The organism is Aeromonas sp. A04 (genome assembly GCF_047780465.1).
Classification (GTDB): Bacteria; Pseudomonadota; Gammaproteobacteria; order Enterobacterales; family Aeromonadaceae; genus Aeromonas; species Aeromonas bestiarum.
Genome location: NZ_JBLNHP010000003.1, coordinates 139,356 through 158,750 on the forward strand (window position 1 = coordinate 139,356; position 19,395 = coordinate 158,750).

Below are 19,395 nucleotides of genomic sequence, written 5' to 3' on the forward strand. Positions count from 1 at the left end.
CAATTTCCGATCAAGTGGATAGAGAGGGAGTCACGGCATATGAAGCGAATTGAGGAACAGGCCAAACGGCTGGATCAGGAGTATCAGGCGATCGCGCAGTTGTTTGACCAATTTTGCCAGCAGGCGGGCGTGCTCGCCGAGCAGTACCACTTCTTCAACTGGCCCGACTATGAAGACACACCGCCCCTCTGCCGGGCCTTCACCCTGCTGGGGGAGCCGCGCGAGCTGCGCCTGCGCTGCCAGCCGGGGGAGCGTGGCACCTTGAGCGGTCTCATCCAGGTGGGCAGCGAAGATGGCACAGTCCACGCCAGCCTGGGCTTTCGGGCCGATGGCCACCTGCAGCTGGAGTCGGGATCCTTGCTGGACAACCCGCCCCAGTTGCTGCTCAAGCTGCTGCTGGGGGCCATCTGGCAGCACAAGCCGGACGATGATCACGGCCAGCACCACTGATTCAAACCACAAGAAGGGGCCTGGGCCCCTTCTTCATGTCTCGTGCGACCAGCCGGGCATGATCAGGGCTGGGCAATCTCTATGGTGACGTGCACCAGCTCCTCGTGGATGGCGAGTCGCTCGCGGATCTCCCGGGCAGGCATGGGGGCAGCCATCAGCAGGGAGAGCACGCAGGCATACTGCTCCTGCCCCACCCGCCAGACGTGCAGATCGCGGATCTCGGCCTCCGGCAACTCGGCTATCACCTCGCGGATCTCCGCCACCAGCGGGGTATCCATCTCGGCATCCAGCAGCACCCGGCCCGAGTCGCGCAGCAGACCCCAGGCCCACACGGCCACCAGCACGGCGCCCGCTATGCCCATCAGGGGATCCAGCCAGTCGGCCCCCCACCACATGCCACCCACCAGCGCCAGTATGGCCAGTACCGAGGTGGCCGCATCCGCCAGCACATGGATGTAGGCGGCACGCAGGTTCAGATCCTGATGGCCCTGGTGGTCGGCATGGTCATGATGATCGTGGCCGTGATGATCATGATGATGGCCATGGTCATGACCGTGATGATGCCCATGATCGTCCTTCAGCAGCCAGGCACAGGCCAGGTTCACCAGCAGGCCGACGATGGCGATGACGATGGCCTGCTGATAGTGGATCGGGCTGGGATCCAGCAGCCGGAACACAGATTCGAACAGCATCATGCCGGCCACTCCCACCAGCAGCAGGGCACTGGTGAAGCCGCCAAGCACCTCTATCTTCCAGGTGCCGAAGCTGAATCTGTGGTCACGGGCGAAGTGGCGGGCGGCGCGGTAGGCCAGTACCGAGAGGCCGAGCGCCAGCGCGTGGGAGCTCATGTGCCAGCCGTCGGCCAGCAGCGCCATTGAGTTGTAGAACCAGCCGCCACTGATCTCCGCCACCATCATGATGACGGTGAGCAGCACGGCCCAGCGGGTCTTCTGTTCGGCCAGCGGATTGCCCTGGTGTACGACGGGTTGATGGCAATGGGATGAGACGAGGGATGACATGAATTTCTCCTGAGGGCGACAATGCAATATACTATACCCCAGTATAGTTTTATTGATCGAGAGGATCCTGCATGTCACACACCATTCACGGCAAGAAGAAGCTGCTGGCGCGGGTGCGCCGCATCAAGGGCCAGACAGGCGCACTGGAAAGCGCGCTGGAGCAGGAGGGTGACTGCGCCGCCATTTTGCAGCAGATAGCCGCCATCCGCGGCGCCGTCAACGGCCTGATGCTGGAGGTGCTTGAGGGCCATATGCGCGAACATCTGGGCGCCGAAGAGGCCACCCCGGCCGAGCGGCTGGAGGATCTGGATCAGGTGGTGCGGGTGCTGAGATCCTATCTGAAGTAAGGGATCCCCCGCCTGCCCGCTGGCGGCCAGCCTGCATGCCTGCGGTGAAACGCGTCGGCAGTGCGGGCCTCTTGACAGCCGGGCTGGGCCGGCCGGGCATCCCAGGTCCGTTTCAGACTTGAGCCCTCGCCCGCTTTACGCCATCATGACCGCCGATCGTTGATCGCCTTACCCTGGATTCCACTTCGCAAGGACCCCCCATGTTTGAACACGTCGATGCCTACGCTGGCGACCCCATACTGACCCTGGTCGAGACCTTCCACAAAGACACCCGCGAGCAGAAGGTGAATCTGGGGATCGGTCTCTATTACGACGAGCAGGGCCGCATTCCGCTGCTGGCCTCGGTGCAGCAGGCCGAAGCCCAACGCGCCGCCGCGCCGGCACCGCGCCCCTATCAACCGATGGAGGGTGCCGCCAACTACCGCACCGCTGTGCAGCACCTGCTGTTTGGCGCCGACCACGAGGCGGTCAAGGCCGGCCGCATCGCCACCATCCAGACCATAGGCGGCTCGGGCGCGCTCAAGATCGGCGCCGACCTGCTCAAGCGCTACTTCCCGACCTCGGAGGTGTGGGTCAGCAATCCGACCTGGGACAACCACAAGGCCATGTTCGAGGGGGCCGGCATCAAGGTGCACGACTACCCCTACTACGATGAAGCCACCGGCGGTGTCCAGTTCGATGCCATGCTCGACTGCCTGAGCAGCCTGCCGGCGAAAAGCATAGTGCTGCTGCACCCCTGCTGTCACAACCCGACCGGCGTGGATCTCTCCTCTGCCCAGTGGGACAGGGTCATTGCGCTGGTGGTCGAGAAAAATCTCATTCCTTTCATGGATATCGCCTATCAGGGCTTCGGTGACGGGCTGGAAGAGGATGCCTACGCCATCCGTGCCATGGTGGCCGCCGGTGTCAGCTTCTTCGTCAGCAACTCCTTCTCCAAGAACCTCTCCTTCTACGGCGAACGTTGCGGCGGCCTGTCGGTCATCTGCAAGGATGCCGAAGAGGCGAGCCGGGTGCTGGGCCAGATGAAGGCGACCGTGCGTCGCAACTACTCAAGCCCCCCCACCCACGGCGGCCAAATCACCGCGGCCGTGATGAACGATGCCAGTCTGCACGCCCTCTGGGTCGGTGAGGTGACCGAGATGCGCACCCGCATCAAGGCCATGCGCCAGAAGCTGTTCGAGGTGCTGAGCGCCAAGGTGCCTGGCCGCGATTTTGGCTACTTCATCAGCCAGCGCGGCATGTTCAGCTACACCGGCTTCACGCCAGAGCAGGTTGACCGCCTGCGCGAAGAGTTCGCCGTCTACCTGGTGCGCTCAGGTCGCATGTGCGTGGCGGGCCTCAACAGCCGCAACGTCGACTACGTGGCCGACGCCATGGCGGCCGTGCTCAAGGGCTAATCCGCTCAAGCCCCGCCTCGGCGGGGCTTTTTGTTTGTCCCGATTTTATGGAGCCGCCATGAACCTGATTGCACTGTCATGTGTGACTGTGAGGGGTCGCCACCGGGTCAATCGACCGCCTCTGCCCGCACTTGTCTCGCTTGTGGAGTCTTTATGGATCTGATTGCCCTGTCCCGGCTGGGTGGCCGCCATCTGGTCACCCTGCACCTGCTGCTCGACAGCCAGAGCGTCACCCGCACAGCCGAGCGGCTCTGCACCACCCCCTCCACCGTCAGCAAGACCCTCAACCAGTTGCGGGATCTGCTCGGCGATCAGCTGCTCTACCGCCAGGGCAACCAGCTGTTGCTGACCCCGTTTGCCGAGCGACTCGGCCCCACCCTGCACCGGCTGCTGAGCGAGCTCAACAGCCTCACCAGCCAGGGCGGGTTCGACCCCGCCACCTGGCAGGGACAGCTGAAATTTGCCCTGCGGGAAAGCGGCATGGTCTGGCCCATGGGCCCCATTCTAGGCCAACTGATGCGGGAGGTGCCCGGTCTGGTGCCCGATATCTGGAACAAGGATGAACAGGGGCTGGCGGCATTGGCGGCGGGCAAGCTCGACTTCGTGATCCTGCCCCACGACCAGAGCCAGCCCCTGCCCCGCCAACCGGGGCTGGTATGGGAGACGCTGCGGGAAGACAAGCTGGTCTGCCTGCTGCGGGCGGGCCACCCGGCGCTGGACAAACCCTGGGATCTGGATGCCTACCTGAGCTGGCGCCATATCGCCATTCGCGATCAGGAGCTGGCCAACCCCTTCTTCGAGCAGAGCCTGGCCCAGTTGCAGGTGCGCCGCCAGATCAGCGCCACCCTGCCGGACTTTGGCAGCGCAGCGGCCATGCTGCGCCAGAGCGATCTCATCCTCACCGCCGTCGAAGGCTGGGCCGAGCAGGCCATGAGCCGGGATCTGGTGATCCGCCCGGTCCCGTTCGACTATGGCGCCGTCACCCACAGCCTGGTGTGGTATGGCCCGGCCGGTGAAGAGCCGGCGCGGCGCTGGTTCCGCCAGCGGATCCTGCAACTGGCCCGGGAACTGGGTTAGCCCACCCAGGCGGCACCCATTGCAGATCCTGCGGGCGCCAATACAGATCCGAAGAGAAGAGAGCCTCGCCAGCGGGATCCCCATGGCAAGGCTCGCAGAGAGGAGGAAGCCTCAGGGCTTCTTGGTATAGATGGGGCTGGGAAAGGAAGCGACGTTGTTGCCCAGCTCTGTGATGCGGGCAGCCCCCTGCTTGCGTACCTGATCGACCCGCAGCACATGGTGCATGGGGATCATGGTGCGATTGACGTCGGCAAATTCACTCTTCAATTTCTCGTGGCTGGGATCGACGATGAGCGCCGTGTGGGTGTCCCACACGAAGTTCGCTATCTCGATGAAGCCGAACAGCTGACCCTGGCTCACTTCCCTGACATAGACTTCGTAACGCTCGTTGTGACAAATGAACTGCACTCGGTATAAGGCGTTGGATTCACTCATGTTCGTCTGTTGATGGTGGGCGAATGCCCCATTCTAGCCGCCCCTTCCCAGAGCTCAAATAGACAGCAATCACAGTTACGTCATCTTGAGACTCACAGAGCCCAAAACCCGGAGCCAGGCCACAAACTTGCCGCCTGCTCGCCGGACATCGACCAAGAAACCACAAAAAATACCTTTGCGATCAATTGATTAGCATCGAGTAGCCATTCAGCAGATCGCCGGCAGGGACACAGGCCCCAGCCCCCTTTCGCTCAGCGCGGCGGCAAGCCGGGTCAAGGCCTCCCTGTCCGCCTCCTGCCAGCTCGTCGCCACCCCGCGCACCCCGTGATGGCGAAAACCGTTGAGGCGAATGGGGACTGGCCCCAGGCTCTGCAGAAAGCTGACCAGGCCCGTCTCCAGCTTGCCATCGGCATTCAGAAAATCGCTGCGCCCCGGCACATGGAGCAGCCGCAGCTCGGCCAGCTTGCCGTGGCTTGCCAGCAGTTGCAGCGAGGCCAGCACCCGCTCGCGGCCATGGCCGGTCAGCATGTGATGCACGGAGTCGCGCCACCCCTTGAGATCGAGCATGGCGCCGTCGAGCACCGGCAGCAGCCGCTGCCAGCCGATCTCGGCGAGGGAGCCGTTGCTGTCGAGCAGGCAGGTGAGGTGAGCCAGATCCGGCGCTGCCTTGATGGCCGTGAACAGGGCAATCACGAACGGCAGCTGGGTGGTGGCCTCGCCGCCGGAGACGGTAATGCCGGTCAGCAGCGGGCCGTAGCGGCGCAGCAGGGCCAGCACCTCGGCCACCGACATCTGGCTGGTCTTGGGGCTGGCATGGCGCGGGCAGTCGTCGATGCAGCGATCGCAATCTGTGCAGAGCGCCGCCTGCCAACGTACCCTGCCCTCGACGAGCGTCAAGGCCCCGCTCGGACAGGCCGGCACGCAGTCACCGCAGTGATCGCACATGCCGATAGTGTGCGGGTTATGGCAGCCGGGGCAGCGAAAGTTGCACCCCTGCAGGAAGAGCACCAGCCGGTTGCCGGGGCCGTCCACGCAGGAGAAGGGCAGCCAGCGGCTCACCGTCGCGGTGCGCGCCGCCCCTGCCCGACTGCCACACTCAGTAGTCACACAGGGTCGCCTCGCGCCCTACCACCCGCGGCGCCCGCTGGCGGATCCCGGTCAGCTCGCTCGCCTCGGCGCCGAGGCAGGTGGTCTGCAGCCGCGAGCCCTCGGTCGCGAAACGGGCCACGTCGCTCTTGCGGATCATGTAGCCGGTCACCCGCACCAGGTCGCTGTCCGCCACGTTGGCGGTGAACTCGCGCATGCCGATGGCGAGCGCCCCCTTGCAGAGCTGCAGCAGCGCCTGCGGGTTCTGGCGTATGGTGGGATCCAGGGTCAGGATCTCGCTGATCCCTGAGTGATAAAAACCGTGGTGCGGCGCCAGCGCCAGCACATGGCTGGCCGGATCCGGCTCCTGACCGTAAGGGATGCGCACCCCGGGGGTCACCCCTCGATCCACGCTGAGCCCGCCCTGCGAGTGGAGCAGGGCGCGGCCGCCCCAGGCATGCACCTGCGGCGTCTCAGTCACATGGCGGGAGAGCAGGGCCGAGATGCGATAGCCAAGCTGGTTGGCCTCCTCGTCACGGCCGTAGCGCTCGGGCAGATTCTCCTTGTCCATCAGCAAATTGACCGCCTCCGCCATGCCATAGATGCCGAACATGGGGACGAAGCGATCCTCATCGAGCAAGCCCTCCTTGACCAGGAAGCTGTCGAAGAAGCCGGACTCCTGATGGAGGAAGGCGGCGCGCGCCTCGATAAGCTGGGAGGCGAGACGGCAGTAGTGGGGCAGCAGACAGCCCATGAAGTCGTCTATGCCGTGGGCCTGCTCGGCTACCCGCTTGAGGGAGAGCCGCACCAGAGTATTGGCGCCGCCCGCCTGGGGCAGGGCGTTGTAGCAGCTGACGATGCCGAAACCGCGCTGATCGAAGGTGTTGCTATGGAGCGGGTAGTTGGCGATGTGCGGCTTGCTGCAGCTGGCTATGTTCTGCACCGCCAGCATCAGCAGGCTGTCCGGGGTCTGCGCCGGATCGTGGAACAGGGTCAGGTTCGGCGCCACCTGCTTGAGCTCGCCGTCGATGCGCAGGATCAGGCGGCAGAGACGGTTGTCGTCGGGGCCTATGTTGACGTGCATGAAGGCATCCGGCAGCACCCGATCCAGGTAGATCCAGAACCCCTTCAGCTTGCGATGGAGGGTCTCGTCATCCAGATCCCTGACAAAGGGCAGCAGCAGATGATCGAGCCGCCCCAGCCAGACCGGCATGCCGGTGACGGAGGGCACATGGTGATAGAGGATGCGCAGGGCATCGAGCGCTTCGTCGAAATCCTGCGGCGGCGCCAGCTCCAGCCAGGCGGAGCCCTGACTCAGGAACTTTTCATAGTCAGGCAGCACATAGCGTGGCTTGTAAGGGGCATGCCCCTCAAACATGTCACAGAGAAAACCCTGCACCCTAGCCTCGGCGACCGCCGGGGGCAGCTCGGGGTAAGGCAGCGCGTTTTCGGCGGCCAGCGCCAGGGCATGACTCTTCTGGGCGGCAGAGAGGTGGTGATCACGCACTATGCGCTGACAGATTTCGGTGAAAGACATGGGGGAGCTCCTTGGCGGATGGTCCCTAAATCCTCACATTTGGGAGGTGTTTTTTGAAGTGACATTCACAACATAGCGGATATCCATAAAAGACATCCACCATGCGGGATCACGGCTCAGCCAAACCAGGGCAGCAGCGCCGCCAGCCCACCCTGCCAGCGCAGCAGGAAGAAGCCCCCCATGCCCACCACGACCACCAGCAGGGTCGGCAGCCGCAACAGGGTCAGCGCCGTCACCAGCAGGGTAGCGGCCAGGTAGTCCGGATCCCACGTCAGCCCCTTGCCCGGCTCATAGCTGAAGACGATGGGCAGCCAGATGGCGGTCAACACCGACTGGGCCGAAAAGCTGAGGAAGGCCCCCATCTCGGCGCCCGGTTGATAGCGGGTCAGCCGCGAGAAGAAGGCGAAGCGGTTGAAGAAGGTAATCAGGGCCAGCAGGCCTATCATCAGCCAGCTCATGGTCATCTCCTCATCCGGTGCAGCACGTAGCCCACAACCATGCCGGCCAGCGCCGATATGATGATATGGATCTCCGCCAGCAGCGGCTTGGTGAGCAGCGCAGTGCCGCCGCTCACCAGGGTCGCCGCCACCATGGGCAGGTTCTTCATGGCGGGTATGGTCATGGCGATGAAGGTGGCGGCGATGGCAAAGTCCAGCCCCATCTTGTCCAGCCCGTCTATGTACTGACCGGCGGCGATGCCGAGCAGGGTCGCCAGATTCCAGAACAGATAGAAAACGAAGCCCGCGATCAGGGCGTAGGCGGGATTGAAGGCACCGCTGCGCTCCCTGTCTTTCAGCGCCACCGCGAACATCTCGTCGGTCAGAAAAAACGCCAGGCTGGCACGCCAGCGCAGGGCGAGCGGCAGCACATCGCGGCGGAAGGTGAAGCCATAGAGCAGATGCTGGGAGGTGATGACGAAGGTGGAGCCCATGATGGGCAGCAGGGGCGTACCGGCCCCGAACAGGGTGGTGGCCGAGAGCTGGGCGGCGCCGGCATAGACCAGCAGCGACATCAGCTGGGCCTGCAACGGGCTCAGCCCCACCTGCAGCGCCAGGGCGCCACACAGGATCCCCCAGGGAATGACGGAGATGGAGAGCGGCAGAATATCGATGGAAGCGCGCCACCAGAGCGCGCGGCGACTCTCGGCCCCGACGGGCTGGGAGCTTGTTGCTGACGGCATGGGATCATCCTTGTTGCATCCACGGCGAGCCGGAAAAACTAGCACAGCAGGGGGACAGATACCAAGGGGCTGCGGATAAAGAGAGGATGGAGACAGAACAGGGGGAGCCGAAAAACAGAACGCCACCCGGAGGTGGCGCGCTGCAGAGGGTCAGGGCTGAATGACGATGGGGGTGCCGGGTTCGATGGCGTTCCACACTTCGTCCAGATCCTTGTTGAGCATGGCGATGCAGCCATTGGTCCAGTTGGACGGCTGCAAGCGGGTGTTGCCTATGCTGTTGCGCTGACCATGGATCATGATCATGCCACCCGGTCGCACACCCAGCTCGTTGGCCGTCTTGATGTCGTCCAGGTTCGGGTAGTTGATGTGGATGGCCTTGTAATAGTTGGAGTTGGTCTTCTTGTAGTCGAGGATGTAGCGCCCTTCCGGCGTACGCTGATCCCCTTCCTGCTGCTTGTGACCCTTGGGGGCCGGCCCCAGGGCGATCCAGTAGCGCTTGACCTCCTTGCCATCCTTCATCAGGGTCAGGCTATAGGAAGACTTCTTCACCACTATCATGTCGGCCGACAAGGTGGCAAAACTCAGTGCGGGCCACAGCCCCAGCAAACACAGTAATACGGCTCTCATTCCATCCCTCGACAAGCCTCTGGTAAGGGCTTTTCTTGTTACCAAATCATCTGAACTGCACCGCCCCGAGTGGCGGGCGAGCGCCATCATATTGGATCGCCATCAATACTCAATATATCCAGAGAAACATATCCCGCGCCATCTTTTATAGATTGTTACAATTAACTGCCAAAACAACGGGATACCCCCCCTATCTCGGGATAGTCCCCCGCGGGGGATTGGGGGAAGATAAGGCGCTTTTCACCCCTCAGGAACTTCCACGATGCGATACCGACTCTCCTTGCTGATCCTGCTGATCTGCACCCCCCTGCAGGCCGCCGAGCCGCGCTGGTTGCGCGAGCCTGCGCTCTCCCCCGACGGCAAGCAGCTTGCGTTCACCTGGCAGGGCCGCATCTACCTGAGTGCGGGGGACGGCGGCCTCGCCACGCCGCTCACCGGCAGTGACTACCTGAGCCAGCGCCCGCTCTGGTCACCGGACGGCAAGCAGATTGCTTTCGCCGCCAACCTCTATGGCAATGAAGACGTGTTCGTGGTGCCGAGCGAGGGGGGCGAGATGGTGCGGCTGACCCGGGATTCGCGCCCCGACCTGCCCCAGGCATTCAGCGCCGATGGCAAACAGCTGCTGCTGAGCAGCCAGCGCCTGACCAGTCCGGAGGCGGATCACTTCGTGGCAGAGGGACTGCAGGCCAGCGCCCTCTACTGGACCCCCATAGATGGCGGCGCCCTGACCCCGGCCCAGCCCCTGCCCGCGACCCTGGCCCGCCCCCACGGCAGCCAGCTGGCTTATCAGATGCCGGGCATGGATCAGCCGTTTCGCAAGCACCAGCGCTCCTTTGCCGTCTCTCGCCTCTGGCTGTTCGATGGCAAACAGCATCGCCAGCTGACCGAAGACAGGGTCGCCGCCAGCGATCCCGTCTGGGATGACAAGGGCGAGGCGCTCTATTACCTGAGCGAGCGCAGCGACGATTTCAACGTCTGGCAACGGGATCTGGCCAGCGGTCAGGATCGCCAGCTCACCCACTATCAGGGCCATCCGGTGCGCGGTCTCAGCGCCTCCCGCCACGGCGATCTGGTCTGGTCCTGGCAGGGTGAGCTCTACCGGCTCGATGCCGGCAGCGAGACGCCGCGCAAGCTGACGATCCGGCCGCTCTCGGCCCAGGCTCCCGACGAGCAGAGCGACACCCCGGTCGTCATCGACGAGGCCCTCGTCCGCCAGGATGGGGAGGAGGTGATCCTGGTGAGTCAGGGGGATCTGTTTGCGGTCGACACCCGCCGCGAGCGGGTACGCCAGCTCACCCGCCACCCCAGCGAACAGTCATCGCCACGCTACGTGGACAAGGAACAGGGGCTCATTTATCTCTCCGAGCAGCATGGCCCGGCCGCCCTCTATCGCCTGAAGAAGGCGCAGCCGGACCGGCTGTTCAGCGAGCCCGGCCCCCTCATCGAGGAGAAGCTGCTGGCCATGCCGGGCGTCGCCATCAGCAAGCCGACCCTCTCCCCTGACGGCAAGCAGCTCGCCTTCGTGGTGGACGGTCAGGCCATGCACCTGCTGGATCTGGCCAGTGGCAAGCAGCGACCGCTGGTCGCCGCCGAGTTCAACCCCTCCCGCCATGCGGTGGAGCTGGCCTTCGCCCCCGACTCCCGCCACCTGGCGCTGACCCTACAGCCCGACTCGGCCCAGCAGGAGATCGCCGTCATCGACACCCGGGATGCCAAGGCCACACCGGTCAACGTCAGTCTCAACGGTTATCAGGATGGCAGCCCGGCCTGGAGTCAGGATGGCGGCATCCTCTACTGGCAATCCGCCAAGTACGGCAAGCTGGGCGCCGACGGCGAGCCGCTGGATGGCAGCCTACTCGGCCTCTACAGCAGCCGCGCCGCCAAGAGCGACTTCCTCGCCGAGCAGGCCCCCCCCAAGACGGGTTACGGCTTCGAGAGCGACAAGCTGGCACACAGGGAAGCGCTGCAGCTACAACCACGCGGCCCCGTCCTCGCCAGCCGCATCGTCGATGATCACCTGATCTATCTGGTGGAGGAGACGGATGCCAATGGCGAGAGCGAGATCAAGGGCTACGCCCAGGAGCTGCGCAAGGGGGAGACCAAGCTGCTGTTCGCCGAACAGCCTGGCCCGGCGCTGGCCAACCTCAATGACGACGCCAGCCTCGCCACCCTGGTGCGGGAGGGGGAAGTGACCCTGATAGACATGGCCTCCGGCGAGGCGACCCCTCACCCCTTCGCCCTGTTGCAGAGCGGGCGCTGGCAGGCTCGGATGACAGCCGCCTTTGACCAGATCACCCGGCTCACCCGGGACGAATTCTATCGGGCCGACATGAACGGCGTGGACTGGGATGGCTATGTGGCCGCCTATCGCCGCCAGTTGCCCGGCATCGGCAATGGTCGGGACTTCGGCAACCTGCTGGCGGAGCTGGCCGGCGAGCTGAACGTCTCCCACACCTGGGGCTATGGCCCGGCGCCCTTCCCGCGGTTGCCCGATGACACCGCCAGCCTCGGCGGCTACTGGCGCGAAGACAAACACGGGGTCGAACTGACGGCCCTGCTGGCCGGCGGCCCGCTGGATCAGGAGACGGATCTGGTGCCGGGCGCCCGCCTGCTGGCCATCAACGGCGCAGAGCTGCACAGCCTGAACGAGCTGGATGCCCTGCTCAACCACCAGGCCGGCCAGCGGCTGGCGCTCACTGTGCTGCCCAAGGGAGCCAAGGAGCCCAGCCAGCTGGAAGTCACCGCCATGGACTTACCGCAGGAGTACCGCCTGCAACTGGATGGCTGGGTCGCCAAGCGCCGCGCCCAGGTGGCGCAACTGAGTCAGGGTCGGGTCGGCTACGTCTATCTGCCGGAGATGAGCAGCGCCGTGTATGAGGAGATGGTTGCCGATGCCCTCGGCCGTCAGCGCAATCGCGAGGCACTGATAGTGGACGTGCGCTTCAACAAGGGCGGCTACCTGGCCAATACCCTGGTGGAGTTTCTGACCGGCAACGGCAGCGCCAAGGGGATGGCCCGCAGCTGGCCACGGCTCGGCAAGGGGGAGACGGACGCCGCCACCCGCCAGTGGACCAAGCCCTCGGTGGTGCTGGTCAACGCGGGCAGCTACTCGGAAGGCTCGGCCTTCCCCCAGTACTACCGCACCCTCAAGGTGGGCCCCATAATCGGCGAGCCTGTGCCGGGCACGGGCACCATGGTCTATAGCCACGAATCCAGACTGATCCCGGGGCTTGCCTACGGCATCCCGACCCTGGGACTGCGCAACCCCGACGGCACGCTTTACGAAAATCAGGAGCTGATCCCGGACGTGCAGGTGGCGCTGACCCCGGCCGACATGCTGGCGGGGCGCGATCCCCAACTGGAAGCCGCTGTACAGGCCGCCCTCGCCCATTTGTCAGCGAAAGCGAAATAAGCAGGAAAGAGGCGTGATTGAAGCCTGCTGGAAAACGGATGGACCAATCCGGCTACGAACCAGACGGGCTCATCCTGCCGCGTGAAACAGAGCACGCCCCGCCATTGGCGGGGCGTGCTTTTTCATCAGGCCGGCAGCGTCTCGGCCGGCTGGCGGGCCAGCGCCAGCTGATACCTGTGTTCGGCCAGCTCCAGCTCGCGGCGCGCCTCGTTCACCTTGCCTTCGGCGCCCTTCACCGCCGCCGTCAGCTGGTTGTAGCGATCCCAGCTGCCGTTGTACTCGGCCACCTCAGCGTTAAAGCGCCGGCTGATCTCGTTGGACTGGCGGATCAGGGCATTGTTTTCATCGTACAGCTGATCGATGCGGGTGCTCAGACTCGCCTGGATGGCGCGGATCCGGCGATACTCGTCCGGGCTGTAGCTGCCGTTGTAGCTGTTGTGCTCCCGCACCAGCCGGTTGATCTCCTGCACCGTCTGCCTGTTGCGCTGGTTCAGAGCTCTCAGCTCGCGATCGTAGCGATCAAAGTTGGCCTTGAGCGCCTGCTGCCGATCCTGCAGCGCGGTACTGGCTGTCACTTGCTGGCGGTAGTGGGCCTGGGCAGTCGCCAGATCCTGACGACGCGCCTCGAGCGAGTGTTCCAGCTCGCCCAGATCCGGCATCGCCTCCGTCACCATGGTGGGGTAGAAGCTGGCGATCTGGGGCGTGGTGACCCGCAGCGCCCGCACCGCATCGGCACCGTTGGCCTGATCCCTGTGATCCACGCCGCAGGGCTGCCCCTTGCAGACCAGATCCGGGCTGGAGAACTTGTACTCATGGCTGTAGACCCCGAAGCTGGAGGGATAGGCCATCACGGTGGCGAAGGAGCCCTGCACCCCGTGCCCCAGCGCATAGTGGTAGGTGCCGCCCGTACCATCCTGCAGCCGGGAGTGGTTGAGCCCCATGTTGTGGCCCAGCTCGTGTGCCAGCACGACGTCGCCACAGCCGGTGGCGGTGACATGGCTGAACATGTTGCCGGCTTCCTTGGAAACATCCCCGTCGGCATACGCCTTGCGACCATCGGCATAGGTGGCTGAACCGCCCACCCAGGCCAGCCCGCAACTGCCGTGGTCACCCGTGTTGGGCCGCATCAGCACCACCATGTCGGCGCCATAGCGGGTACGCAGGGTCGGCACCGCCTTGAAGGCCTGGTCGCTCTGATGGGTCACCGCATTAAGCGCGGATTCGTCCGTGCCGCCATCCGGATAGTTCACCTGCTGGCTGTGCACGGCCCGCACCGTCAGATCCAGGCCGCTGGCGGCATAGATCTGGTTGGTGACGTTGATCATGTGCTGGATCCGGGTCTGGGCATCCCCCTGATAACGGGCCGCCAGCCCGGGGCTGTGCAGCACCATCAGATCTATGGTTTCCGCCAGCACGGGCGTGGCGCCGAGCAGACCCGCGATCATGATCCCCAAGGTTGTTTTCTGCATGTGATTTTCCTTCTTCTGTTGTTATTGATGAGTCGGGATCAGGGCATCGCTGCCGCCATGACCCAGATCCAGTGGCGGGTTCTTGTAAACCCAGCCCTTGCCCCCCTGGGTCTCGACGGAGTAACTGCCTTGCGGCGTGCCGATGAACCCGAAGATGGCTTGCTTGCCGACGGTGAAATTGACCGGATAGCTGTCACCGTCGACCCGTATCTCGCCCTGCCAGTTGCGCTCCCCGCCCCGCTGCAGCTCAACCCTGGTCACTCTGGCCTCCAGCGTGCTGCCGTCCGGCAGCGGCAGGGTCACGCTGTCGCCGACCTGAGCCTGTCCAAGCTCGCCGCCCTGCAGGGCGATCGGCTGGGGCTGTTCGACCCCCTCGCCGGGGTCCGCCAGCGGAAAGTCGGCATCCACCTCGGCCGCCTGCCAGGGAGCATCCAGCTGCTGGCTGCCGTCCTCACGCAGCCGGCCCGGCTTGGCGGCTGCCTCTGCCGGCGCCGGCTTGATCTCGGGTGTCGGCATCACGGCAAGCTGAGCCGGCTCTATCCACCCGGGGGAGTCCGCCAACGGCTCGCCGCTGTAGCCGGCCTCCAGGTCCGGCGCCGCCGGCTGCGGCCACAGGTACCCGCCGATCACCCCGGCCAAGAGGGCGAGCAATCCCAGCCCAAGCCCCCACTTCGCTCTCTTCATACTGATACTCCAGTCAAAAACAATCCTTATAAAACAATGAATTGCATTCAAATTGAGCGGACATGCTAGAAACCGGCGGGCAGGCTGACACCCCCCTATATGGGGCGTCGAAAAAATGGGCGGTGGACGTTCACACCCTCTGGGCGAGTCGCTGAAGCCAGTGCTGGCGGGGGCTTGGAAAGGGTTCGAATGATGCTTTTTTGGCGCATGAAAACGGCCCCAAAAAGGACTGGCATGATGCCATTTACCCCATATGGGTTAAGCAGATTTGGCTGTACCGGGGGGCGGACGACGGCGTACCCTGATGGCATCAATCAGGTCAAGGATGTTGAATGAAGGCTTCACAGACAAAGGCGCCAGCACTGGGCTGGCTGCTGATTTCACTGCTGGCGGCGCCGCTGGCCGCCGCCCCCCTGACGCTGCAGGGCGAGACGCAAAGTTACCGCATAGATCCCGACACACTGGCCATTTCGGTCAACAAGATCCCGGTCAGCGCCGGCCAGCCCGCCCGCCAGGTCGATCAGTTGCAGCAGGGCGAGCAGCAGGCCAGCTGGCACTGGCCCGCCCAGGACGCCAGGGTGGAGGTCAAGCTGGACGGCAATGACTTGCTGCTGACACTTGTCAGCGACAGTCCCCGTCAGCTGGCCTGGTACAGCCTGCCGAAAAACCAGACCCACCTCTCCCTGGCCTTTGGCGAGGGCAGCCGCTTCTCGGTACGCGACAGCGACTGGCTCGGCTATGTCGGCGACGAGCTGGCCGAGCTCAACACCCACTACGACCTCAAGCTGCCGCTCTGGAGCCAGGACGCGGGCAAGCAGACCTACAGCTGGATCCTGCAGACCCCCTACGACAACCAGCTCAGCTTCACCCGCAAGGGGGGGCGGCTGCAGCTGAGCGCCCGCCACGAGTTCAGCAGCTTCAACCAGCAGGCCCCCATGGTGGTGCGGCTGAGCGTGGGGGATGACTGGCTGGCCGGCGCCCGCCGCTACCGGGAGTGGCTGCAGGGCGAAGGCGCCTGGCAGTCCCTGGCCGACAAGTTTGCCCGCATTCCGGCCGCTCGGCGGCTGATCGGCGCCAGCCATGTCTATCTGTGGGGCGATGCCCTGCTCGATCGGCAGGATGTGACGGATTGGCCCGGCCTGCAGGCCAAACTCCGGCAAAAGCCTGAGTGGCTGCAAGACTTCCATGCCGAGGAGCGGGAGGCGCTGGCCGCCAAGGCGCCAGAACCCTGGCAGCAGACGCTGATCATGGCCGGTCTCAACCGGCTGATTGCCGACCAGCTGCCGCTGCCCGCCCAGCAGGGCCCGCAGGCCCAGAGCAAGGTGCTGGCCCTGCGCCAGCAGTGGGTCAAGGGCCGGTTCGGCGAGCAGCTGGTGGCGCAGGAGCGCTGGGGCCAGGGGCTGTCGCTGCCTGTGGTCGAGACGTTGCAACAGGCGGGGCTGCGCAAGCTGTGGCTCGGCACCCCGCAGTGGACGGCGGCCCTGCAGCAGGGTTATGCCCTCACCGCCGCCCAGCGCCAGGGCTACTTAGTGGGCAGCTATGACTCCTACGATACCGCCATCCCCCCCGGCAGCAACGACAGCTGGCTCACCGCCCAGCTGCCGATCGAGATCGGCAAGCGCTGCGCCATCGTCGAGGCCAACGGCAAGCCCAAGCCGGGCTTCGGCGGCGAGGGGGTCTACCTCAACCCGGGCTGCACCCTGCCGTTTGCCAAGAGCCGCATGAGCGAGCTGGCCAAGGCCAGCGGCATCAACAGCCTGTTCCTCGACGTGGACGGCACCGCCATGGCCTCCAACGATTACAACCCGGCCCACCAGCAGGGCAGTCAGGCCATGATCGCCGACCGCAACGCCCGCATGAGCTGGGTAGGGGAGCGGCTCGGGCTGGTGCTGGGCTCGGAGGATGGCAACGCCCTCACCAGCAAGCCGCTGATGTTTGCCCACGGCATCCAGAGCTGGGGCTTCGGCTGGGAGGATGCCGCCATGCGCAAGCAGGCCAAGTCCCCCTATTACCTCGGCAAGTGGTGGCCGGACGAGGCGCCACAGGTCTTCTTCCAGCCCGCCCGGCTCAAGCCGCGCTACCTGAAAACCGTGTTCAACCCGGCGGATCGACTGCCCCTCTACCAGGCCGTGTTCCACGACTCTGTGCTCAACAGCCACCACTGGCTGCTGGACAACCTCAAGTTCCCGGGCATCAAGGAGGATCGCGCCCTGCTCGGCCTGCTCTACAACACGCCGCCGCTGGTCAACCTGAGCCGCAGCACCCTGGACAGTCGCCTGCCGGCGCTGGTGAGGCTAAACAGCCAGTTTGCCCCGCTGCACGAGGCGCTGTGGGACAAGGCGCTGGTGGGTTTTCGCTGGCGGGACGGGGTGGGCCGGGTGCAGGAGACCCGCTTCTCCGACGGCAGCCGGCTGGTGGCCAACTTCAGCCACAGCAGCATGATGATCGATGGCCACAAGCTGCCGGGCAGGCAGCTGCTGGTCGCCCTCAAGGGCAAGCCGGTGAGCCTGCTGAAGATGTGACTGACCCGCTCGTCATATAAAGAGAGAGCCCTGCCAATTGGCAGGGCTCTTTTGCAACCGGGGTTTCCTAACCCAGGGTGGCGGGCTCGGCCTCGCCATGGCGCCGGATCCAGGCCTCGAAGTCGGCCAGCATGGCCGCCTCCGACTGGCTGTTGTCGGCAACCAGCAGATCCCCGTGCACCACCCGGATGCGGGCATTGAGCGGCGTGCCCTCGCCTGCCGGCGGCCGCTGCTGCGCCGCCGTCATGCAGGCCTCTGCCTGCTGCCACGCCTCGGCCACGCTCTGGTTACATGCCCGTGCCAGGGGGGCGGCGCTGAAGCCCTCGCCGGTGAGGCTCTGCAGCGTCTGGTCGTGGGTCATGCCGTTGCCCGGCCCCCAGTAGTGGGCGGCCAGATCCGGCCCGATGCGCGGGTTGTCGGTGAGATAGCCGTCCCGGCGCAGGAAGTAGGCGCGAGTCTGCTCCACCGCCATCAGCGCCAGCAGATAGCCGTGGTAGGCACAGGCCGACTCCTGATTGAGGAGGTGCGGGATGGCCAGCAGCGGACGCGGGCTCTCAGTCCCCAGGATCTTGCGCTCCCACTGGCGGGCCAGCGCCAGCACGGCGGCCGGGGTGCGATCGCCATCGGCCATGGCGTAGAGATCCCGCTCGAAGTAGGAGACCAGGGCAATCTGGCGCTCGTTGAAGGCGCGAAACGGCTGGCGCGCCTCTATCATGGCCTTGATGAGCGAATCGGGGATCGCCTCCCCCGCGGCGTTTCTGGCATAGCGCTTGAGCCAGTCGGCATCGTCCAGCAGGCTGTCGCAGAACATGGACTGGGTCTCGGCATAGGCCATGGAGGTGGGCGGAAACTCCTGGGAGAAGCAGGGTGCGTTGCCGGTCACGTTGGCAAAGTGGGCGGCGTGGCCCCCCTCGTGGAACAGGGTGTTGAGGCCGCTCCAGCCGCTGCCGACCTGAGCCGGATCCGCCAGGCTGGTGAAGTTGACCACGGCGGGCACCCACTGGCCCTCCTGCCAGAAGCTCGGCACGGGACCGTGGCAGAAGCCGTTCTCGTATTTCCCCTCCCGGGTCAGCAGATCCAGGGTGAGGGTCGCGTCCCGGTACTGGATGCCGAGCCGGCGGAAACTCTCGACCCAGTCCTTCAGCGCCCGTGAAAACGGCACATAAGGGTCGAGCTGGCGGGTCACGTCGCCGCTCACGCTGTAGCGCAGGTTGTGGGGCAGCAGCGCCGCCTCCCCCTTGGCCGCCTTGAGTTCCGCCAGGCTCTGGTGCACCCGCTGTTCGGTACGGGCGATGAAGTCATCCAGCACGGCGAACAGCTGCGCCGGGCTCATCTGCTCGTTCTTGCGCACCTTGTAATCGAAGTAGTCGCGATAGCCCATGGCGCGGGCGAAGCGGTTGCGAAGCCGAACTATCTCCAGATAGCCGTTGTCGACCACCCACTGCTCCAGGGTATGGAACATGGCGAGCGCGCTCTGGCGCACCGCTTCATCGGCGCTGGCGGCCAGTGCCGTGCTGGCGGCAGGCAGGCTGCCGGCCACCTGGCGGCCCTGCTCGTCCAGTAACGTCAGCTTCAGCTCCCGGCGACGGGCGAACAGCGCCGCCTCGGCGGCCACCAGCTCATCCATCAGGGCGGCCGCGGCCGGATCCTCGATGACGTTGCATTCGAAGAAGGCGATCCAGCCCCCCAGACCCCGCTTGAGTTCCGTCTCCTCGGCCAGGGCCTGCTTCTCCCGCAGTACCGGCAGGCGCGCAGGATCGGCACAGAAGGCCTTGTAGGCCTGCTCGGCGGCGGTGAAGCCGGCCTGATCGTCGCTGGTGCCCATGTAGGTGGACCAGAACAGGTCCTCCTTGCGCCTGTGTACCTGCAGGTAGTCGGCGTTGAGCTGGTTCAAGTAATTCCTGGCAATGGAACTCATAAATTCCCTCTTGTTATGGGGCTGCCCCTGGGGCGCCCACTCCTTTTTTGGTGAAATGCCAACTCATTCACATTTTCTGCAAATTGTACGGCAAATGGTGCGCCGGGATGCGCACGACCACGCTACCAAAAGCGAGGGTTTCTGTCTGCTGGCTATACTGGTTGTCAAAATACTCAATTAGCGTTTACTCACCACAAGTTATTGAAAGTTAATTAGATGTTAATAATGAAATAAT

16 protein-coding genes are annotated in these 19,395 nt (G+C 64.7%); 6 read left to right on the forward strand and 10 right to left on the reverse strand.

Going from position 1 to position 19,395, the window contains the following annotated elements; all coding sequences use genetic code 11:
• Positions 1-39 precede the first annotated feature (39 nt).
• Positions 40-450 carry a hypothetical protein gene (locus tag ACM3N8_RS11920; RefSeq protein ID WP_043140700.1) on the forward strand — a complete coding sequence of 137 codons (411 nt, stop codon included), beginning with the start codon at positions 40-42 and terminating at the stop codon, positions 448-450.
• Positions 451-512: 62 nt separating this feature from the next.
• Here the strand turns inward: ACM3N8_RS11920 and dmeF are convergent, their stop codons facing one another.
• Positions 513-1,469 (reverse strand): CDF family Co(II)/Ni(II) efflux transporter DmeF, encoded by a 957-nt coding sequence (gene dmeF, locus ACM3N8_RS11925; RefSeq protein WP_098980809.1) that lies wholly within the window; start codon positions 1,467-1,469, stop codon positions 513-515.
• Between the two features lie 71 nt (positions 1,470-1,540).
• Between dmeF and ACM3N8_RS11930 the strand changes: the two genes are divergently transcribed.
• The 3 genes from ACM3N8_RS11930 (at position 1,541) to ACM3N8_RS11940 (ending at position 4,290) form a co-directional block, all read left to right on the forward strand.
• Positions 1,541-1,816 (forward strand): metal/formaldehyde-sensitive transcriptional repressor, encoded by a 276-nt coding sequence (locus ACM3N8_RS11930; RefSeq protein ID WP_005313657.1) that lies wholly within the window; start codon positions 1,541-1,543, stop codon positions 1,814-1,816.
• 200 nt (positions 1,817-2,016) lie between these two features.
• Positions 2,017-3,213: an aromatic amino acid transaminase gene (locus ACM3N8_RS11935; protein ID WP_290019008.1), complete on the forward strand. Its 1,197-nt coding sequence runs from the start codon at positions 2,017-2,019 to the stop codon at positions 3,211-3,213.
• Positions 3,214-3,366: 153 nt separating this feature from the next.
• Positions 3,367-4,290, forward strand: coding sequence for a LysR family transcriptional regulator (locus ACM3N8_RS11940; protein WP_098980811.1), 924 nt, complete (start codon positions 3,367-3,369; stop codon positions 4,288-4,290).
• Between the two features lie 111 nt (positions 4,291-4,401).
• Here the strand turns inward: ACM3N8_RS11940 and ACM3N8_RS11945 are convergent, their stop codons facing one another.
• The 6 genes from ACM3N8_RS11945 to ACM3N8_RS11970 form a co-directional block, all read right to left on the reverse strand.
• Positions 4,402-4,725: a DUF1820 family protein gene (locus ACM3N8_RS11945; protein WP_043140690.1), complete on the reverse strand. Its 324-nt coding sequence runs from the start codon at positions 4,723-4,725 to the stop codon at positions 4,402-4,404.
• A gap of 207 nt (positions 4,726-4,932) precedes the next feature.
• Positions 4,933-5,784 (reverse strand): YjjW family glycine radical enzyme activase, encoded by an 852-nt coding sequence (locus tag ACM3N8_RS11950; RefSeq protein WP_416016221.1) that lies wholly within the window; start codon positions 5,782-5,784, stop codon positions 4,933-4,935.
• Between the two features lie 37 nt (positions 5,785-5,821).
• Positions 5,822-7,348 carry a YjjI family glycine radical enzyme gene (locus ACM3N8_RS11955; RefSeq protein ID WP_416016169.1) on the reverse strand — a complete coding sequence of 509 codons (1,527 nt, stop codon included), beginning with the start codon at positions 7,346-7,348 and terminating at the stop codon, positions 5,822-5,824.
• A 116-nt stretch (positions 7,349-7,464) separates the two neighbouring features.
• Positions 7,465-7,806, reverse strand: coding sequence for an AzlD domain-containing protein (locus tag ACM3N8_RS11960; protein ID WP_043140686.1), 342 nt, complete (start codon positions 7,804-7,806; stop codon positions 7,465-7,467).
• 2 nt (positions 7,807-7,808) lie between these two features.
• On the reverse strand, positions 7,809-8,528 hold the full coding sequence (locus tag ACM3N8_RS11965; RefSeq protein WP_241278921.1) for an AzlC family ABC transporter permease: 720 nt from the start codon (positions 8,526-8,528) through the stop codon (positions 7,809-7,811).
• Between the two features lie 150 nt (positions 8,529-8,678).
• Positions 8,679-9,155, reverse strand: a complete 477-nt coding sequence (locus tag ACM3N8_RS11970) for a L,D-transpeptidase family protein (RefSeq protein WP_416016170.1) — start codon at positions 9,153-9,155, stop codon at positions 8,679-8,681.
• A gap of 262 nt (positions 9,156-9,417) precedes the next feature.
• Here ACM3N8_RS11970 and ACM3N8_RS11975 point away from each other — a divergent pair, with 262 nt between their 5' ends.
• A complete protein-coding gene (locus tag ACM3N8_RS11975) occupies positions 9,418-12,567 on the forward strand; it encodes a S41 family peptidase (protein ID WP_416016171.1) in 3,150 nt (1,049 codons plus the stop codon).
• 125 nt (positions 12,568-12,692) lie between these two features.
• Here the strand turns inward: ACM3N8_RS11975 and ACM3N8_RS11980 are convergent, their stop codons facing one another.
• Positions 12,693-14,036 carry a M12 family metallo-peptidase gene (locus tag ACM3N8_RS11980; RefSeq protein WP_290019001.1) on the reverse strand — a complete coding sequence of 448 codons (1,344 nt, stop codon included), beginning with the start codon at positions 14,034-14,036 and terminating at the stop codon, positions 12,693-12,695.
• Between the two features lie 21 nt (positions 14,037-14,057).
• Positions 14,058-14,720 (reverse strand): hypothetical protein, encoded by a 663-nt coding sequence (locus ACM3N8_RS11985; RefSeq protein ID WP_290019000.1) that lies wholly within the window; start codon positions 14,718-14,720, stop codon positions 14,058-14,060.
• Between the two features lie 332 nt (positions 14,721-15,052).
• Between ACM3N8_RS11985 and ACM3N8_RS11990 the strand changes: the two genes are divergently transcribed.
• On the forward strand, positions 15,053-17,242 hold the full coding sequence (locus ACM3N8_RS11990) for a glycoside hydrolase (RefSeq protein WP_290018999.1): 2,190 nt from the start codon (positions 15,053-15,055) through the stop codon (positions 17,240-17,242).
• 67 nt (positions 17,243-17,309) lie between these two features.
• Here the strand turns inward: ACM3N8_RS11990 and ACM3N8_RS11995 are convergent, their stop codons facing one another.
• The gene (locus tag ACM3N8_RS11995; RefSeq protein ID WP_290018998.1) at positions 17,310-19,160 is read right to left on the reverse strand and encodes a M3 family metallopeptidase; all 1,851 of its coding nucleotides are present in this window, start codon (positions 19,158-19,160) and stop codon (positions 17,310-17,312) included.
• Between the last annotated feature and the right edge of the window lie 235 nt (positions 19,161-19,395).

Excerpts from the sequence above, each read along its gene's own strand:
- ACM3N8_RS11980 (WP_290019001.1), bottom strand. The coding sequence starts at position 14,036 with ATGCAGAAAACAACCTTGGGGATCATGATCGCGGGTCTGCTCGGCGCC.
- ACM3N8_RS11975 (WP_416016171.1), top strand. The coding sequence starts at position 9,418 with ATGCGATACCGACTCTCCTTGCTGATCCTGCTGATCTGCACCCCCCTG.
- ACM3N8_RS11965 (WP_241278921.1), bottom strand. The coding sequence starts at position 8,528 with ATGCCGTCAGCAACAAGCTCCCAGCCCGTCGGGGCCGAGAGTCGCCGC.
- ACM3N8_RS11985 (WP_290019000.1), bottom strand. The coding sequence starts at position 14,720 with ATGAAGAGAGCGAAGTGGGGGCTTGGGCTGGGATTGCTCGCCCTCTTG.
- ACM3N8_RS11970 (WP_416016170.1), bottom strand. The coding sequence starts at position 9,155 with ATGAGAGCCGTATTACTGTGTTTGCTGGGGCTGTGGCCCGCACTGAGT.
- ACM3N8_RS11960 (WP_043140686.1), bottom strand. The coding sequence starts at position 7,806 with ATGAGCTGGCTGATGATAGGCCTGCTGGCCCTGATTACCTTCTTCAAC.
- ACM3N8_RS11920 (WP_043140700.1), top strand. The coding sequence starts at position 40 with ATGAAGCGAATTGAGGAACAGGCCAAACGGCTGGATCAGGAGTATCAG.
- ACM3N8_RS11955 (WP_416016169.1), bottom strand. The coding sequence starts at position 7,348 with ATGTCTTTCACCGAAATCTGTCAGCGCATAGTGCGTGATCACCACCTC.
- ACM3N8_RS11940 (WP_098980811.1), top strand. The coding sequence starts at position 3,367 with ATGGATCTGATTGCCCTGTCCCGGCTGGGTGGCCGCCATCTGGTCACC.
- ACM3N8_RS11935 (WP_290019008.1), top strand. The coding sequence starts at position 2,017 with ATGTTTGAACACGTCGATGCCTACGCTGGCGACCCCATACTGACCCTG.
- ACM3N8_RS11990 (WP_290018999.1), top strand. The coding sequence starts at position 15,053 with ATGAAGGCTTCACAGACAAAGGCGCCAGCACTGGGCTGGCTGCTGATT.
- ACM3N8_RS11945 (WP_043140690.1), bottom strand. The coding sequence starts at position 4,725 with ATGAGTGAATCCAACGCCTTATACCGAGTGCAGTTCATTTGTCACAAC.
- ACM3N8_RS11930 (WP_005313657.1), top strand. The coding sequence starts at position 1,541 with ATGTCACACACCATTCACGGCAAGAAGAAGCTGCTGGCGCGGGTGCGC.
- dmeF (WP_098980809.1), bottom strand. The coding sequence starts at position 1,469 with ATGTCATCCCTCGTCTCATCCCATTGCCATCAACCCGTCGTACACCAG.
- ACM3N8_RS11995 (WP_290018998.1), bottom strand. The coding sequence starts at position 19,160 with ATGAGTTCCATTGCCAGGAATTACTTGAACCAGCTCAACGCCGACTAC.